The sequence below is a fragment of the Burkholderiales bacterium genome, assembly GCA_015075645.1.
GTDB lineage: Bacteria > Pseudomonadota > Gammaproteobacteria > Burkholderiales > Casimicrobiaceae > VBCG01.
Map to the genome: position 1 here is coordinate 193,499 of JABTUF010000007.1, position 14,796 is coordinate 208,294.

19 protein-coding genes are annotated in these 14,796 nt (G+C 71.6%); 7 read left to right on the top strand and 12 right to left on the bottom strand.

Annotated features, from left to right (window positions below):
- Window positions 1-15 precede the first annotated feature (15 nt).
- The 3 genes from HS109_18690 to rpsB form a co-directional block, all read right to left on the bottom strand.
- Window positions 16-783, bottom strand: coding sequence for a UMP kinase (locus HS109_18690; GenBank protein ID MBE7524396.1), 768 nt, complete (start codon window positions 781-783; stop codon window positions 16-18).
- Window positions 784-892: 109 nt separating this feature from the next.
- Window positions 893-1,789: an elongation factor Ts gene (locus tag HS109_18695; GenBank protein MBE7524397.1), complete on the bottom strand. Its 897-nt coding sequence runs from the start codon at window positions 1,787-1,789 to the stop codon at window positions 893-895.
- A gap of 126 nt (window positions 1,790-1,915) precedes the next feature.
- Window positions 1,916-2,662 (bottom strand): 30S ribosomal protein S2, encoded by a 747-nt coding sequence (rpsB, locus tag HS109_18700; GenBank protein MBE7524398.1) that lies wholly within the window; start codon window positions 2,660-2,662, stop codon window positions 1,916-1,918.
- 218 nt (window positions 2,663-2,880) lie between these two features.
- On the opposite strand from rpsB, the gene HS109_18705 reads away from it, so the two are divergent.
- From HS109_18705 to HS109_18715, 3 genes are read left to right on the top strand one after another with little or no spacing between them, the layout of a single operon-like run.
- Window positions 2,881-3,870, top strand: a complete 990-nt coding sequence (locus HS109_18705) for a folate-binding protein YgfZ (GenBank protein ID MBE7524399.1) — start codon at window positions 2,881-2,883, stop codon at window positions 3,868-3,870.
- 38 nt (window positions 3,871-3,908) lie between these two features.
- On the top strand, window positions 3,909-4,205 hold the full coding sequence (locus HS109_18710) for a DUF4936 family protein (protein ID MBE7524400.1): 297 nt from the start codon (window positions 3,909-3,911) through the stop codon (window positions 4,203-4,205).
- Between the two features lie 20 nt (window positions 4,206-4,225).
- Window positions 4,226-4,984, top strand: a complete 759-nt coding sequence (locus HS109_18715; GenBank protein MBE7524401.1) for an NRDE family protein — start codon at window positions 4,226-4,228, stop codon at window positions 4,982-4,984.
- A 1-nt stretch (window position 4,985) separates the two neighbouring features.
- Here HS109_18715 and HS109_18720 read toward each other — a convergent pair whose 3' ends face one another.
- The 8 genes from HS109_18720 to HS109_18755 are packed head-to-tail and all read right to left on the bottom strand — an operon-like array spanning window position 4,986 to window position 9,467.
- Entirely contained in the window at window positions 4,986-5,417 is a 432-nt protein-coding gene (locus HS109_18720) for a GNAT family N-acetyltransferase (GenBank protein ID MBE7524402.1), read from the bottom strand.
- Complete coding sequence (locus HS109_18725; GenBank protein MBE7524403.1) at window positions 5,414-6,322, bottom strand: LD-carboxypeptidase; 909 nt, start codon at window positions 6,320-6,322, stop codon at window positions 5,414-5,416. Before HS109_18725 ends, HS109_18720 begins: the two co-directional genes overlap by 4 nt.
- Before the next feature lie 58 nt (window positions 6,323-6,380).
- Window positions 6,381-6,845 (bottom strand): tRNA adenosine(34) deaminase TadA, encoded by a 465-nt coding sequence (gene tadA, locus HS109_18730; GenBank protein MBE7524404.1) that lies wholly within the window; start codon window positions 6,843-6,845, stop codon window positions 6,381-6,383.
- The gene (locus tag HS109_18735; protein ID MBE7524405.1) at window positions 6,823-7,194 is read right to left on the bottom strand and encodes a hypothetical protein; all 372 of its coding nucleotides are present in this window, start codon (window positions 7,192-7,194) and stop codon (window positions 6,823-6,825) included. The genes tadA and HS109_18735 overlap by 23 nt, the downstream gene beginning before the upstream one ends.
- The gene (locus tag HS109_18740) at window positions 7,191-7,586 is read right to left on the bottom strand and encodes a RidA family protein (protein ID MBE7524406.1); all 396 of its coding nucleotides are present in this window, start codon (window positions 7,584-7,586) and stop codon (window positions 7,191-7,193) included. Before HS109_18740 ends, HS109_18735 begins: the two co-directional genes overlap by 4 nt.
- 47 nt (window positions 7,587-7,633) lie before the next feature.
- Window positions 7,634-8,320 carry a YceI family protein gene (locus HS109_18745; protein MBE7524407.1) on the bottom strand — a complete coding sequence of 229 codons (687 nt, stop codon included), beginning with the start codon at window positions 8,318-8,320 and terminating at the stop codon, window positions 7,634-7,636.
- 26 nt (window positions 8,321-8,346) lie between these two features.
- Entirely contained in the window at window positions 8,347-8,916 is a 570-nt protein-coding gene (locus HS109_18750) for a YceI family protein (GenBank protein ID MBE7524408.1), read from the bottom strand.
- Window positions 8,913-9,467, bottom strand: a complete 555-nt coding sequence (locus HS109_18755; GenBank protein MBE7524409.1) for a cytochrome b/b6 domain-containing protein — start codon at window positions 9,465-9,467, stop codon at window positions 8,913-8,915. The genes HS109_18750 and HS109_18755 overlap by 4 nt, the downstream gene beginning before the upstream one ends.
- 350 nt (window positions 9,468-9,817) lie before the next feature.
- Between HS109_18755 and HS109_18760 the strand changes: the two genes are divergently transcribed.
- From HS109_18760 to HS109_18775, 4 genes are all read left to right on the top strand, one after another.
- Window positions 9,818-10,549: a GTP cyclohydrolase I gene (locus HS109_18760; protein ID MBE7524410.1), complete on the top strand. Its 732-nt coding sequence runs from the start codon at window positions 9,818-9,820 to the stop codon at window positions 10,547-10,549.
- Window positions 10,550-10,617: 68 nt separating this feature from the next.
- Complete coding sequence (locus HS109_18765; GenBank protein ID MBE7524411.1) at window positions 10,618-11,331, top strand: RNA polymerase sigma factor; 714 nt, start codon at window positions 10,618-10,620, stop codon at window positions 11,329-11,331.
- Window positions 11,332-11,395: 64 nt separating this feature from the next.
- The gene (locus tag HS109_18770) at window positions 11,396-12,922 is read left to right on the top strand and encodes an FAD-dependent oxidoreductase (protein ID MBE7524412.1); all 1,527 of its coding nucleotides are present in this window, start codon (window positions 11,396-11,398) and stop codon (window positions 12,920-12,922) included.
- Between the two features lie 199 nt (window positions 12,923-13,121).
- Window positions 13,122-13,934, top strand: coding sequence for a class I SAM-dependent methyltransferase (locus HS109_18775; GenBank protein ID MBE7524413.1), 813 nt, complete (start codon window positions 13,122-13,124; stop codon window positions 13,932-13,934).
- Between the two features lie 77 nt (window positions 13,935-14,011).
- On the opposite strand, the gene HS109_18780 is transcribed toward HS109_18775, so the two are convergent.
- Complete coding sequence (locus HS109_18780) at window positions 14,012-14,713, bottom strand: SDR family NAD(P)-dependent oxidoreductase (GenBank protein MBE7524414.1); 702 nt, start codon at window positions 14,711-14,713, stop codon at window positions 14,012-14,014.
- Window positions 14,714-14,796: the final 83 nt, after the last annotated feature.

Sequence of the window (14,796 nt, forward strand, 5' to 3'; positions counted from 1 at the left end):
GGCAGCCTCCGTCGTTCAGCAATGCACGAGCGTGCCCTCGTCCTCGCCCATCACGGCGCGCTTCAACGCGCCCGGCGAGAAGATCGAGAACACCTTGAGCAGCATGTCCTGGTCGCGGCACAGCGCCAGCGCGGTCGCGTCCATCACCTTGAGGTTCTTCACGATCGCCTCGTCGAACGTCAGCTCCGCGTAGCGCCGCGCCTGCGGATCCTTCTTCGGGTCCGCCGTGTAGACGCCGTCGACCTTGGTCGCCTTGAGCACGATGTCCACGCCCATCTCGCGTCCGCGCAGCGCCGCCGCGGTGTCGGTCGTGAAGAACGGGTTGCCGGTGCCGGCCGCGAAGATCACCACCTTGCGCTCCTCGAGGTGGCGCAGCGCGCGCCCGCGGATGTAGGGCTCCGCGACCTGGTCGATGCGCAGCGCCGACTGCACCCGGGCCTCGACGCCCGCGCGCTGCAGCGCGTCCTGCAGCGCGAGCGCGTTCATCAGCGTCGCGAGCATGCCCATGTAGTCGGCGGTCGCGCGGTCCATGCCCGCAGCGCCGGGCGCGACGCCGCGGAAGATGTTGCCGCCGCCGATGACGATCGCGATCGCCACGCCGAGTTCGTGCACCTCGCCGATCTCGGCGACGATGCGGTCGATGGTCTCGCGGTTGATGCCGTAGGCGTCGTCGCCCATCAGCGCTTCACCGGAGAGCTTGAGCAGGATGCGCCGGTACGCGGGCGACGGCGCCGCGGAGGTGACCGCGGCGAGCGGCGCGGTCGAAGGCGTGGGCGGGGTCATCGCAGGTCTCCGGGGCGGAACCGATCCGGCGCGCGATCCGAACGCCCGGGCCGCGCGCCGAACCGTCCCGGACTCGACGACGGGACCGGTATCCGGTCCCATCGCGACGCTACGCCTTCGCCATCGCGGCCACTTCGGCCGCGAAGTCGTCCTTCTTCTTCTCGAGCCCCTCGCCGACGACGAACATCGCGAACGCCCTGACGCTCGCCTGCTTCGCCTTCAGGACCTTCTCGACCGTCTCGTCGGGATTCTTGACGAACGGCTGGCCGAGCAGCGTCACCTCGGACAGGAACTTCGCCACCCGGCCCTCGACCATCTTCGCGACGATCTCCGCCGGCTTGCCCGATTCCGCCGCCTGCTGCGCGAAGATCGCGCGCTCCTTCGCGATCAGGTCCGAGGGCACGTCGTTCCGCGACACCGCGACCGGCCGGATCGCGCCGGGCGCGCCCGACGCCGCGATGTGCATCGCGATGTCCTTGCCGAGCGCCTCGTCGCCGCCGTCGAACTCGACCAGCACGCCGATGCGCCCGCCGCCGTGCACGTAGCTCGCGAGCCTCCCGGAGGTCTGGAAGCGCCGGAAGCGCCGGATCGTCATGTTCTCGCCGATCTTCTGCACCAGCGCCTGGCGCACGGTCTCGATCGTGCCGCCGTCGAGCGGGAGCGCCGAAAGCGTCGCGACGTCCGCGGGGTTCCGCCCGGCGACGAGTTCGGCGAGCTTCCGCGCGAACGCGACGAAGTCCTCGTTCCGCGCGACGAAATCGGTCTCGCAGTTGACCTCGACCATGGCGCCGGACTTCGCGTCGGCGGCGAGCCACGCGCCGACCACGCCTTCGGCGGCGATGCGCGACGCGGCCTTCGACGCCTTCGCGCCCGACCGGACGCGAAGCAACTCCTCCGCCTTCGCGAGGTCGCCGCCGGTCTCGGCCAGCGCCTTCTTGCATTCCATCATGCCCAGCCCGGTGCGGCTGCGCAGTTCCATCACGGTGCTCGCGGCAATCTCCGCCATGCTTGCTGCTCCACGTTCTGCGCGGATCGCGACGCCCGAGGGGGCATCGTGTCCGCCTTCCCGACCGGCGTCCGGCCGGGAGGGTTCTCGAAGGAAGGGGGCCGGCGGCCCCCTTCGTGCATCCGGTCAGGCCTTCGCCGCCTCGTCGGCGACCTCGACGAATTCATCGCCGCCCTCGACGATCTCCCGGATCACCGTGCTGCGGCCCTCGAGCACCGCGTCGGCGACGCCGCGCGCGTAGAGCCGGATGGCGCGGCTCGAATCGTCGTTGCCCGGGATCACGTGCGCGATGCCGTCCGGCGAGTGGTTGGTGTCGACCACCGCGACGACCGGCACGCCGAGCTTCTTCGCCTCGGTGACCGCGATCTTGTGGAAGCCGACGTCGATGACGAACATCGCGTCGGGCAGCGCGTTCATGTCCTTGATGCCGCCCAGGCTCTGCTGGAGCTTCGCGAGTTCGCGCTTGTGCCCGAGGGCCTCGCGCTTGCTCATGCGGTCGAAGGTGCCGTCCTCGGCCATCTGCTCGAGATCCTTCAGGCGCTTGATCGACTGCTTGACCGTCTTGAAGTTGGTCAGCATGCCGCCGAGCCAGCGCTGGTCGACGTAGGGCATCGACGCGCGGCGCGCCTCCTCGGCGATGATGTCGCGCGCCTGGCGCTTCGTGCCGACGAAGAGGATCGTTCCCTTGTTCGCGGCGAGCTGCCGCACGTACTTCATCGCGTCGTCGTACTTCTCGAGCGTGCGCTCGAGGTTGACGATGTGGATCTTGTTGCGGTGGCCGAAGATGTACTCGGCCATCTTCGGGTTCCAGTAGCGGGTCTGGTGGCCGAAGTGGACCCCGGCCTCCAGCATCTGGCGCATCGTGACGGACATGACGGTTTCCTTCGTTCTCAGGGTTGAAGAGCGTCGCCCGGGGACAAATCTGGCCGGAAGGAGGCTTCCTCCCGGCACCCTGAACCCCGCGGGCGCGCGGATTGCCCGGTCCTGGCGCCGGGGAACGTGTCACCCCCCGGGCCCGGATCGAGCTAACTTGATATTCTAGCACGGTTTTGCGGCGTTCGTCCTACGCTACCCTGCCCGGAATCCCGACCATGCCCCGTCCGCCGATCGACCCCGTCGCCGCCTTCCGGGCGGCCCGCGACAGCGCCTTCGTCACCCCATTGCCGGGCACCGGCATCCTCGAGGCCGGCGGCGCCGACGCGACGACCTTCCTGCAGGGCCAGCTCTCGAACGATGTCGCGGCCCTCGACCCGGGCCGATCCCTGTGGGCGACCTACAACACGCCCAAGGGGAGAATGCTCGCCACGCTCCTCCTGTGGCGGCCCACCGTCGGACCGGCCTACCGGTTCGCCCTGGCGTCGGATGTCGCGGAGGCGATCCGCAAGCGCCTCGCCATGTACGTGCTCCGTTCGAAGGTCGTCCTCGGCGCCCCGCCGCTGGCGGCTCTCGGCGTCGGAGGGCCGCGGGCGCGGGAAGCCGTCGGCACGGTCCTGGGCGTCGACGTCGCGCCCCTTGCCGTCGCGACGTTCGATGCCGGCGAGGCGATCGGGCTTCCCGACGGGCGCGTCCTCGTCGCGGTCGCGCGCGATCGCGCGGACGCCCTGTTCGAACGGCTGGCAGCGCACGCCGCCCCCGCCGACGAGTCGGCATGGCGCTGGCTCGCGATCCGCGCCGGCGTGGTCGACGTCCGACAGGCGACGCAGGAAAAACACATCGCGCAGACCGCCAACTGGGACGTGGTCGGCGCGGTGAGCTTCACCAAAGGTTGCTATCCGGGCCAGGAGATCATCGCGCGGATGCATTACCTGGGCGTGTTGAAGGAGCGGGCGCACCCGTTCCATGTCGAGGCGTCGCTGCCCGAGCCCAACACGCGGATCCTGCTCGCCGGAACCGACCAGGGGGTGGGCCTCGTCGTCGATGCGGTCGCCCTTCCGGGAGGCGGCACGGACCTGATCGCCGTCGTCCACACGATCGCGCTCGACCAGGACCTCCGGCTCGGCTCGGGAGACGGCCCCGCGCTGCGGCGCCTGCCGCTCCCCTACGCCCTGCCGGTCAGCGCACCGAAGCGGGTCAAGCTCTGACCGGACCGCGCTCCGGTCCGCGCGGCCTCGGCAGGACGATGACGACCACGTTCTACGTCTGGTACCGCGTCGCCGGCGACGCCTGCGAGGCGCGCGCCGCCGTCACCGCGATGATGCTCGACCTCGCGGAGGACTGCGGCATCGTCGGCAGGCTGATGAAGCGCGCCGACGACCCGTCGACCTGGATGGAGATCTACGAGTCGGTCGACGATCCGCCGTCGTTCGAGCATGCGCTCGCCCTCGCGGTCGCGCAGCACGACGCGGTGCTGTTCGCCGACGGCGGACGCCACGTCGAACGTTTCGTCGCCTGCGGCGCGCTCGACCCGGACGCCTGAGCGCGGCCGGCCGACCCGTCATGTGCCTCGTCGCATTCGCCCTAGACACCCATCCGCGCTACGCGCTCGCGATCGCCGCCAACCGCGACGAGTTCCACGCGCGCGCGGCCGAACACGCGCACTGGTGGACCGAGGGATGGTTCGCGGGGCGCGACCTCGAAGCCGGCGGCGCTTGGTTCGGCGTGCGGCGGGACGGTCGCTTCGCGCTCGTCACCAACGTGCGCGAGGGGGGCCGGCGCGAGGCGGCCGCCGTTTCGCGCGGCGAACTCGTCACCGGCGCGCTCGCCGCCCCCGCGGTCGAGCGCTACGCCGCGGGCCTCGGCACCGCGGGAGGGCGCTACAACGGCTACAACCTCGTGACCGGCGACGCGCGTCGCGCGCTGTGGCAGTCGAACCGGCACGGCGATCCGCTGGCGCTCACCGGAGGCATCCACGCGCTGTCGAACGCGCAGCTCGACACGCCCTGGCCCAAGACCGGGCGCATCCGCGCCGCGATGGCGGACTGGTCGGCGCGGGGTACGGCGACGCTCGACCCGCTGTTCGACGCGCTGGCCGACCGCAGCATGGCGCCGGATCGCGAACTGCCGTCGACCGGCGTGCCGCTCGACCGCGAACGCATGCTCTCCGCGCCGTTCATCGTGAGCGAGCGCTACGGCACCCGCTGCTCGACCGTGTTCGTCGTGGGCCGCGACGGCGAAGCCCGCTTCGTCGAGCGCGAGTTCGACGAAGCGGGGAGGCCCGCGGGCGAAGTCGACGAACGCTTCCGAGTCGCGCCCTGAACTACCCGAGCGATCGCGCCATCGCGCGGTGCGGAATGCCCGCCTCCTCGAACTCGTCACCCTCGACCGCGAAGCCGTGCGCCCGATAGAACGGGATCGCGTGGACCTGCGCGTTCAGGCGCGCGACCGTGTGCCCGCGCGTGCGCGCCAGGGCGACGAAGTGCTCGAGCAGCGCGCCGCCGACACCGCGCCCGCGCCACTCGCGCAGCACCGCCATCCGGCCGATGTGGCCGTCGGGCAGGAGCCTTCCGCAGCCGATCGCGCGCCCGCCGGCGTCGACCGCGAGCGCGTGCTCGCAGCGCGGATCGACGCCGTCCCACTCGAGTTCCGGGGGCACGTCCTGCTCGATGCAGAACACCGCGATGCGGATCTCGCGCAGCGCCTCGGCGTCGTGCTCGAAGTCCGCGGGGCGCACCGCGAACCCGGGATTCATCGCGCGCCGACCGCGTAGTCGTGGAACGCGAGCCGTGCGTCGCCGTCGCGCACCGCGAGCGCGAGGCGGCCGCCGACCGGCAGCGTCAGCTTGTCGCGCACGTGGCCGAACGGCAGGCCGGTGAAGACCGGCGTCGGCGTGATGGCGCGCAGGCGCGCGACCGCGGCGGCGAGGTCGTAGCCCTGGTCGTGCGGCGCGAGCGCGTACTCGGTGAATTCTCCGAGCAGCACCGCGCTCTGGCGGTCGAGGATGCCGGCGTACGCGAGCTGGTGGAACATGCGCTCGAGGCGATACGGGTGCTCGCCCACGTCCTCGAGGAAGAGGATCCCGCCGTCGATCGACGGCAGGTACGGCGTCCCCGCGAGCGAGGCGACCATCGCGAGGTTGCCGCCCCACAGCGTGCCGTCCGTGTCGAGGCGCGAGGGCCCGTCGAGCGGGCAGCGCACTTCGTAGCTGCGCGCATCCAGCAGGCCGAAGCAATGGGAGAGCGTGAACTCGCTCGCCTCGGCCGCGCCGAAGTCGTAGGCGAACGCGGGTCCCGCATAGCTGACCATGCCGGCGCGCGCGAGTCCCGCCATCTGGAACGCAGTGAAGTCCGAGTGCCCGAGCCAGCGCTTGCCCGAGCGCGCGAGCGACGCGAAGTCGAGCCGGGGGAGGAGCCGCGTCGTGCCGTAACCGCCGCGCAGCGCGACGGCGACATCGACGTCGCCGCGCGCGGCGATGCGTCCGATCGCGGCCAGGCGCTCTTCGTCGGTGCCCGCGAACCTCGTGTGGCGGCGGAGCACCCCTTCGTCGAGGACCACGCGGTGGCCGAGCGCAGCGAGGCGCTCGACGCCGCGCGTCACGGCGGCGGGATCGGCCGCGGCGCCGGCCGGAGCGTAGACGCCGATGTCGAGCGGACGCATCGGCGGATTCTGACATGGCGCGGGGACACGCCGGCAACGTGAAGCGAAGTCCGGCCGGTCAGCGGCGGGCGGCGAAGAACGCGGACAGGAGCGCCCCGCATTCGTCGGCACGCACGCCGGCGGTCGCGGTCGCGTGGTGGTTGAGCCGCGCCTCCGCGAAGAGATCGACGACCGATCCGCAGGCGCCGGTCTTCGGGTCGCGCGCGCCGAACACGAGGCGCGCGACGCGCGCGTGCATGATCGCCCCCGCGCACATCGCGCAGGGCTCGAGGGTCACGTAGAGCGTCGATCCCGGCAGGCGGTAATTGCCGAGCGCACGCCCGGCGTCGCGCAGCGCGGCGATCTCCGCGTGCGCCGTCGGGTCGGACGCCGCGATCGGCGCGTTGCCGCCGCGTCCGACGACGACGCCGTCCTGCACGACGATCGCGCCCACCGGCACCTCGCCGCGATCGCCGGCCGCGCGCGCGAGCGCGAGCGCCTCGCCCATCCAGCGCTCGTCGTCAGTCGCCGGTGTCGTCGACATGGAAGTGGTGGAACACGCGATGGACGATCGGCGAGGCCGCCACTCCGGCCGCGGCGAGCAGCACGAAGCCGGAGAAGAGCGCGTAGAGCGACTCGAGCACCTTGCCCAGGTCGGTGCTCACCCTGAGGTCGGGGGCGGGACCCATGCCGGACGCGATGAGCGCGGCGTTGCTCAACGCGTCGTACCAGTTCCCCCGCTCGATCTCCGCGTGGAACAGGACCGTTCCGATGCCCACCCAGACCAGCATCGCGAACGATGCGATGCCCGCGAAGATGCCGAACCGCCTCCAGAACACCCGGGGCGGCGCGAGCCTCTGGCGGCGCCGTTCGAACGCATGCAACGGGATCATCGCCCCGCGCCGATCACCGCGTCCGCCTCGATCTCGACCAGGAGCTCGGGGGCGATGAGCTTCGAGACCTCGACCATCGTCGCCGCCGGCCGGATCGCGCGAAACGCCTCGCCGTGCGCGCGGCCGACGGCTTCCCAATGCGCGATGTCGACGACGTAGATGCGGGTGCGCACGACGTCTTCGAGGCCGCTGCCGGCCTGCGCCAGCGCCGCGGCGATGTTCGCGATCGCCTGCTTCGCCTGCGCATAGGCGTCGCCCGCGCCGACGATGCCGCCGAGGCCGTCGGTCGCAGTCGTGCCGGAGACGAAGACCCGGTCGCCGACGACCACCGCGCGCGAGTAGCCGACGATCGGCTCCCAGGGCGCCCCCGACGACAGGTTGCGGCGAGTCATGCGCCCATTGTGCGACAGCAGGCGAACCGTGTCGACGAACCGCCCGGTCAGCGAAGATCGGCGTCGACGACCGCCCGGACCCGGAACCGCAGGTCGAGCCGGTCGCGCACCGCGAGGGCGCCGCCCAGGACCGAGAACGGCACGATGCGAAACGCGCTCTGGTCGAACGAGAGCCGGCCGGACACGACGATCCCCCCGGCGTCCGCCTCGATGCGGGCGGGAACGTCGAAGCGCTGCGTCACGCCGTGGAGCGTGATCGCCACCGCGAGCCGGTCCGAACGCGCTTCGGCGCGTACCACATGGATCACCGCATACGGGTGGCGCTCGGCGTCGAGCACGCTCGCGAGCATGTTGCGTCGCGTGCCGGCGATGTCGGCCGCGGACGGTTGCGTGTCGAGGCCGGCTTCCGTGCGAAGCTCGGGCTCGTCGACGGTGAGTTTCGCGAGCGGGATCGCGAGGTCCGCGCGGCCTGCATCGGCGAGGACGTAGCCCGCGACGTCGCGGCTCGCGACCACGTGGTCGTGGCCGAGATGCGCGAGCGATCCCTCGCGCCGCACCTCGATGACGACACGGGAGTTCGCGGTATCGATGCGGAGGACGCGCTCGCCGCGCGCCGCGGCGGCGCGGTAGTACTCAACCGGGAAGTCGGGCGGCAGCGCGGCTTCGCGCGCCGGCGGCTCCCGCGTGGCGACCGGCGCGCAGGCCGCGAGCAACGCCGCCACCGCCGCCGCCATCCCGGCGCGGATGAACCGGCGCCGGTTCATGGCATCGGCACCAGCTTCACGGCGAAGTTCACCTTGACGTCGGCGCCGATCACGTTCGTCGCCGCCCACTCGCCTTGGCCGATGCCGAAGGCGCCCCGCTGCAGCACGAGCGCCCCTTCGAGCGCCGCGCCATCCGGACGCACGACGAAGGTGAACGGAAACTCGACCGGTCGGGCGACGCCCTTCAGCGTCAGCGTTCCGCGCGCGCGGAAGCGGTCGGCATCGAGGCGCGCGAGGTCGCGCGAACGGAACACCGCCTGCGGATGCGCGAGGGCGTCGAACCACTCGCGCTTGACGATCTCCCGGTTCACGTCGGCGATGCCGAAGTCGGCGCTCGCCACCTGGATCGTCGCTTCGAGGCTGCCCGCTGCCGGATTCGCGGGATCCAGCCGCAGCCGGACGTCGAACGCGCGGAAGGCACCCGGCACGCTCGCGCCCTCGAAGGTCGCGGCGATCGCGAGCCGGCTCGCCGCGGGATCGCTACGCCACTCGGCCGCGCGCGCGACGCCGGTGGACGCTGCGACCGCCATCGCCGCGACGAGGAGCGTCCATGGGCGAGCGTTCATCGCGACCTGCCCCACCGGGGCAGCATGCGTTCGAGGACGTCGTTGCGCCGCACGACGTGGTGCCGCAGCGCCGCGGCGACGTGCACGACCAGCACGACGACGAGCGCGATGGCGAGTCCGACATGCACGCGGGCGAACGCGTCGGCCTGGGCTTCGTCGGGCCCGACGATCGCAGGCAGCGGCAACACGCGAAAGGCGCGAAACGGGATGTTCGCCGCGGCGTTGACCACCCAGCCGGTGAGCGGCAGCAGGACGAGCAGGACGTAGAGGAGCGCGTGGCTCGCGCGCGCGGCCGCGCGCTCCCACGCCGGAAGTTCCGCGGGCAGCGCCGGTGCCGGGTCGGCGATGCGCCACACCAGACGCAGGGTGATCAGCGCCAGCAGCAGCACGCCGAGCGACTTGTGCCAGAAGAAGAGCTCGATCTTGGCCGGCGACACGCGCCACGCCCTCGCCGCGACGCCGAGCGGAACCTGCACGAGGATGAGGGCCGCCATGACCCAGTGGAACCCCTTGGCGACCCAACCCCATTGCGTCGTCGTGTTGCGGAGCATGGATGGGCGGACTCGTCCGCAGGTTCGTCGGAGGAAGCCGCGCGGCGCGTCATTCCGCGTGGAGAACAAGGTTAACCGAAGACCCGCGCCGCGTATTCCGCGATGAGACGTCGACGAAGCCCCGGGTGGCGACGGTACGACCCGGCACACGGACCGCGGCCCCGCTTGGCAATGGAACGTGCGCATCGGCTGGAAACGCAGCGGGCGACTCCTGCATCCAATGGTCATGAGCATCCTCCTTCCACCGACCCCACCCGTCTGGTGCCGGGATCGGCGGTCCGTCGATGACGTGATGCCGCCCTGCCCCCCGCAGGGAATGCGTCGATGACCACAACGTCAGGAGCCCCGAGATGATCGCCAACGTCGCCACCCCGGTCTTCCGCCGGGAAGGTTCGAGCCTCGCCGGCCCCGCCTCCGAGCGCATCCGCAGGCGGATCGCGGAGGCCGGCCAGCGCTGCCACGCCAACGACAACATCGCCGCGTTCCTGCGTCCGGGCGAACTCGACGAGCTGCGCGGCGAAGTGGAGGCGCGGATGCACGAGGTGCTCGAGGCGCTGGTGATCGATACGAGGAGCGACCACAACACCGCCGAGACCGCGCGGCGGATCTCGAAGATGTTCGTCGACGAGGTGTTCCGCGGACGCTACGAGGCGCCGCCGGCGGTCACCACGTTCCCGAATGCCGCGAAGCTGCAGGAACTGATGATCGTCGGCCCGATCACGGTGCGCAGCGCGTGTTCGCACCACTTCTGCCCGATCATGGGCCGGGTCTGGATCGGCGTGCTGCCGAACGCGGACTCCGACCTGATCGGGCTGTCGAAGTACGCGCGCCTGTGCGACTGGGTGATGAGCCGGCCCCAGATCCAGGAGGAGGCGGTCGTGATGCTCGCCGACGAACTCGAGCGCCGCGTGCGCCCCGACGGCCTCGCGGTCGTCATGGAGGCCGACCACTTCTGCATGCACTGGCGCGGCGTGAAGGACGCCGAGCCCGCGATGACCAACTCGGTCATGCGCGGGGCCTTCCTCACCGACGCGAGCCTGCGGCGCGAGTTCCTCGGGCTCATGAAGCGCGGGCAGGGGTAAGTGGGCGTGTTCTCGCACGCGGCCGTCGAACGCGCGACAATCGGACCAGACTCAGGAGGACAGGAGCCATGACCGCCGTGTCCCGGCCGGCGCCCGCGCCGCTGTCGACGAACGCTTCCGACGACGAACTCGTCGCCCGCGCGACCGCGCGCGATGGCCGCGCGTTCGAGCTCTTGATGCGGCGCTACAACCGGCTCCTGTTCCGCACCGCGCGCAGCATCCTCAAGGACGACGCGCGGGCCGAGGACGCGGTGCAGGAGGCGTGGCTCCATGCCTGGCGTGCGCTCGGGACGTTCCGTGCGCAGAGCCGGCTCTCGACCTGGCTCGTGCGCATCGCCGCCAACCAGGCCCTGGGGCGCCTGCGCAGGAGCGGCGCGCAGGTCATTCCACTGGAGGCCGCCATGACCTCTCCCGATCCCGACGTCCAGTCGGCGCTCACCGACGCGCCTGAACGCGGTCCCGAACCGCTCGCCATGCGCGCGCAGATGCGCGCGCTGATCGAGTCGCGCATCGACCTCCTGCCCGAGGTGTACCGCACCGTGTTCGTACTGCGCGAGGTCGAGGAGATGAGCGTCGAGGACGTCGCGCAGGCGCTCTCCATCCCCGACGCCACCGTGCGCAGCCGCCATTTCCGCGCCCGCAGCCTGCTGCGCGAAGGACTCGCGGGCGAGGTGGACGCGACTCTCGGCGAAGCGTTCTCGTTCGACGGCGAGCGCTGCGACCGCATCGTCGCGAGCGTGCTGGAACGGGGCCGGGTGGAGGGACTGGCGAGCGGGACGTGAGGGATCAGGGAACCCAACGGGCGCGACGCTGCCGGCGTCTGCGCGCAGGCGACGGAGCACGACCATGAGTTCTCACGACAGTCCCGACGCGGGCCCCGATTTCACCCTCGGCGTGACGCTCGCCGACTTCGGCGGCCGCCCGATGCTGCGCGGCCACGTCGGCGATGAGGCGGTGCTGCTCGCGCGCGTCGGCGGCGAGGTGCTCGCGGTCGGTGCGTCGTGCACCCACTACGGAGGGCCGCTCGATGAGGGCGCGATCGAAGGCGAGTGCGTGCGCTGCCCGTGGCACCACGCTTCGTTCTCGCTTCGTACCGGGGAGGCGTTGGGTGCGCCCGCGTTCGATCCGATCGCCTGCTGGAAGGTCGAGCGTCACGAAGACCGGTACATCGTGCGCGAAAAGGCCCCTCCCGCGCCCCGGCCGATGCACGCGCTCGCTCCGGAAGAGCCTGCGCGCATCGTGATCGTCGGCGGCGGCGCAGCGGGCTTCGCCGCGGCGGAGATGGCGCGCCGGCGCGGCTGGCAAGGGCAGATCACCGTGCTGTCCGCGGAGTCCGACGCCCCCTGCGACCGCCCGAATCTCTCGAAGGATTACCTCGCGGGCAGCGCGCCGGAGGAATGGATTCCGCTGCGGCCCCCCGAATACTACGCGGAGCAGCGCATCGACCTGCGCCTGTCCACGAGCGCAAGCCGCATCGACACGCTCGCGCGCACCGTGGTCATGGCCGACGGCACGCGCCACCCCTTCCATCGCCTCCTCCTCGCGACCGGCGCGGAGCCGGTGCGCCTGCCCATACCCGGCGCCGACGCACCGCATGTCTTCACGCTGCGCTCGCTCGCCGACAGCCGCGCGATCATCGCGCGCGCCGCGGGAGCGAAGTCGGCCGTCGTGCTGGGCTCGGGCTTCATCGGCCTCGAGGTCGCCGCGGCGCTCTCGGCGCGGGGACTCAGGTTGCACGTCGTCTCGCTCGACGCGCACCCGCTCGAGCGCGTGCTGGGCGCGCATCTGGGCGACTTCATCCGGCGCGTGCACGAGGGTCACGGCGAGACCTTCCACATGGGCACGTCGATCGCCTCGATCGGCGCGCGTTCGGTCACGCTCGCCGACGGCAAGGAGATCGCCGCCGACTTGGTCGTCGTAGGCGTGGGCGTGAAGCCGCGCCTCGCATTGGCCCAGGCCGCGGGCCTCGCCGTGGACCGCGGCATCGTCGTCAACGAGTACCTGCAGACGTCCCATCCGGGCATCTACGCCGCCGGCGACGTGGCCCGCTGGCCGGGCGGCCCCGGCGGCGAGACGATGCGCGTCGAACACTGGGTGGTCGCCGAGCGGCAGGGTCAGGTCGCGATGCGAAACATGCTCGGCGCGCGCGAGCGCTACCGCGACGTGCCGTTCTTCTGGAGCGCGCACCACGACGTGACGATCCGCTACGTCGGCCACGCGCTCGCGTGGGACGAGATCCGGGTCGAGGGCGACCTCAATGCCCGCGACGCCGCGTTCCGCTACGTGAAGGATGGCAGGACGACCGCCTTCGCCACGGTCGGACGCGACCGGCAGGCGCTCGACGAAGCGCGAGCGCTCGCAGCCAGCGCCTGACGCCGCGCGCGGACCGAGTGTTTCGCGCAGCGCACCCCGGGGGCATTGCGCCTGACGCCGCTCCGCCGCGAAACAATGCGCGGACTCCCCGTCGTGTTCTGTTTCATTTGTCTCGCCGGCTCCCGAAACGATTGACGCTCGCCCGCCGCGCGTTCATCGTGCGCGCCTCCGTCAACCAGGGACACGCGAAAGGGACAGCATGAATCCGAATCAGGCGCTGTGGGAGAAGGGCGACTTCACGCGGATCGCGTCGACGATGCGCGAGAGCGGCGACGCGCTCGTCAAGGGCATCGGCATCTCGAAGGGGGACAGGGTCCTCGACCTCGGCTGCGGCGACGGCACCACCGCACTGCCCGCGGCGAAGCTCGGCGCGGACGTGCTCGGCGTCGACATCGCGAACAACCTGGTCGCGGCGGGCAACCGGCGCGCCAAAGCGGCCGGTCTCGCGAACGTCCGCTTCCAGCAAGGCGACGCCTGCGACCTCGCCGGGCTCGAAGACCGGTCGTTCGACGTCGTGGTCTCGATCTTCGGAGCCATGTTCGCGCCGCGTCCGTTCGACGTCGCGAAGTCGATGGTTCGCGTGACGCGTCCGGGCGGGCGCATCGTGATGGGCAACTGGATCCCCGGTGATCCGACGCTCGTCGCACAGATCCTCAAGATCAGCTCGGCGTACTCGCCGCCGCCGCCGGACGGCTTCGTGAGCCCGATGACCTGGGGCGTCGAGGGCAACGTCGTCGAGCGCTTCGCGGCCGCGGGCATACCGAGGGAGAAGTTCGCGTTCTCGCGCGAAACCTGGACTTTCGACTCGCCGCAGTCGCCGAAGGCGCTCGTCGCGGACTTCCGCCGGTACTATGGACCGACGATGAACGCGTTCGAGGCCGCGGACGGCAAGGGCCGCGCCGCGGAGTTGCAGGGCGAGCTCGAGCGGCTGTTCGAGGCGCACAACCGCAGCCCGCGCAAGGACACGACGTCGATCCCGGCGACGTATCTGCGCGTGACCGTCTCGGTCTAGGCCGGAGACGGAGGTTCCCTCCGGCGGTTGCGCATGCGCGCCGGGTTCGAAACCGGCGCGCCGAGCGACGCGGCCGGTCAGGCGCGGGCGTACATCGGCAGCACCGCGCCGCTGATCTCTCGGTTGGCGGGTGAGACGAGCTGCAGGATCGCTTCCGCCGCCGCCTCGGGCGCGAGCCACTTCGCCGGGTCGGCGGCGGGCATCACCTCCCGGTTGGCCGGCGTGTCGAGCGTCGAGGGCGCGATCGCGTTGACGAGAATGCGCTCGCCCTTCACCTCCTCGGCGAGCGCGAGCGTGAGCGCGACCACCGCGGCCTTGCTCGTCGCGTAGGCCGCCATGCGCGCGCCCTGCCGCGGATCGAGCCCCGGACGCGCCGCGACATTCACGATGCGCCCTCCTTCGCCGGACTTGCGCATCGCGCGCACCGCCGCGCGGCAGCAGAGGAACGCGGTCAGCGCGTTGGTCTCGAACATGCGCAGCACTTCCGCGCGCGTGGTGTCGGCGAACGGCGCCATCGCGAAGCCACCGGCGAGATGCACCGAAGCCCAGAGCGACGGCACGGCGGCGTAGAAGCGGTCGACCGATGCCTCGTCGGCGAGGTCGACGCCTTCGACGATCCGGATGCGCTCGTCGCCGCCGCCTGCCGACGCGCGGCGCGCGCCGTGGCTCGGCACGTGGCAGGTCGCGCCGGCCTCGACCAGCCGCCCGACGACGACTGTTCCGAGCGCGCCGGCGCCGCCGGTCACGACGACCTGCCTGCCTTCGAGCGGGAACTGCATGGTCACCTCGATTCGTCCGTTGTCCTCAGTCCAACGTCCAACGCCCTCCAGCATAGGCCATTCCGCTGTATTGCCGGGCGGAT

Bases quoted from the DNA above. Each gene is read 5' to 3' on its own strand.
- HS109_18765 (MBE7524411.1), top strand. From the start codon at position 10,618: ATGACCGCCGTGTCCCGGCCGGCGCCCGCGCCGCTGTCGACGAACGCT.
- rpsB (MBE7524398.1), bottom strand. From the start codon at position 2,662: ATGTCCGTCACGATGCGCCAGATGCTGGAGGCCGGGGTCCACTTCGGC.
- HS109_18775 (MBE7524413.1), top strand. From the start codon at position 13,122: ATGAATCCGAATCAGGCGCTGTGGGAGAAGGGCGACTTCACGCGGATC.
- HS109_18780 (MBE7524414.1), bottom strand. From the start codon at position 14,713: ATGCAGTTCCCGCTCGAAGGCAGGCAGGTCGTCGTGACCGGCGGCGCC.
- HS109_18755 (MBE7524409.1), bottom strand. From the start codon at position 9,467: ATGCTCCGCAACACGACGACGCAATGGGGTTGGGTCGCCAAGGGGTTC.
- HS109_18725 (MBE7524403.1), bottom strand. From the start codon at position 6,322: ATGCGTCCGCTCGACATCGGCGTCTACGCTCCGGCCGGCGCCGCGGCC.
- HS109_18740 (MBE7524406.1), bottom strand. From the start codon at position 7,586: ATGACTCGCCGCAACCTGTCGTCGGGGGCGCCCTGGGAGCCGATCGTC.
- HS109_18745 (MBE7524407.1), bottom strand. From the start codon at position 8,320: ATGGCGGCGGCGGTGGCGGCGTTGCTCGCGGCCTGCGCGCCGGTCGCC.
- HS109_18695 (MBE7524397.1), bottom strand. From the start codon at position 1,789: ATGGCGGAGATTGCCGCGAGCACCGTGATGGAACTGCGCAGCCGCACC.
- HS109_18715 (MBE7524401.1), top strand. From the start codon at position 4,226: ATGTGCCTCGTCGCATTCGCCCTAGACACCCATCCGCGCTACGCGCTC.
- HS109_18690 (MBE7524396.1), bottom strand. From the start codon at position 783: ATGACCCCGCCCACGCCTTCGACCGCGCCGCTCGCCGCGGTCACCTCC.
- HS109_18750 (MBE7524408.1), bottom strand. From the start codon at position 8,916: ATGAACGCTCGCCCATGGACGCTCCTCGTCGCGGCGATGGCGGTCGCA.
- HS109_18705 (MBE7524399.1), top strand. From the start codon at position 2,881: ATGCCCCGTCCGCCGATCGACCCCGTCGCCGCCTTCCGGGCGGCCCGC.
- HS109_18760 (MBE7524410.1), top strand. From the start codon at position 9,818: ATGATCGCCAACGTCGCCACCCCGGTCTTCCGCCGGGAAGGTTCGAGC.
- tadA (MBE7524404.1), bottom strand. From the start codon at position 6,845: ATGTCGACGACACCGGCGACTGACGACGAGCGCTGGATGGGCGAGGCG.
- HS109_18720 (MBE7524402.1), bottom strand. From the start codon at position 5,417: ATGAATCCCGGGTTCGCGGTGCGCCCCGCGGACTTCGAGCACGACGCC.
- HS109_18770 (MBE7524412.1), top strand. From the start codon at position 11,396: ATGAGTTCTCACGACAGTCCCGACGCGGGCCCCGATTTCACCCTCGGC.
- HS109_18735 (MBE7524405.1), bottom strand. From the start codon at position 7,194: ATGATCCCGTTGCATGCGTTCGAACGGCGCCGCCAGAGGCTCGCGCCG.
- HS109_18710 (MBE7524400.1), top strand. From the start codon at position 3,909: ATGACGACCACGTTCTACGTCTGGTACCGCGTCGCCGGCGACGCCTGC.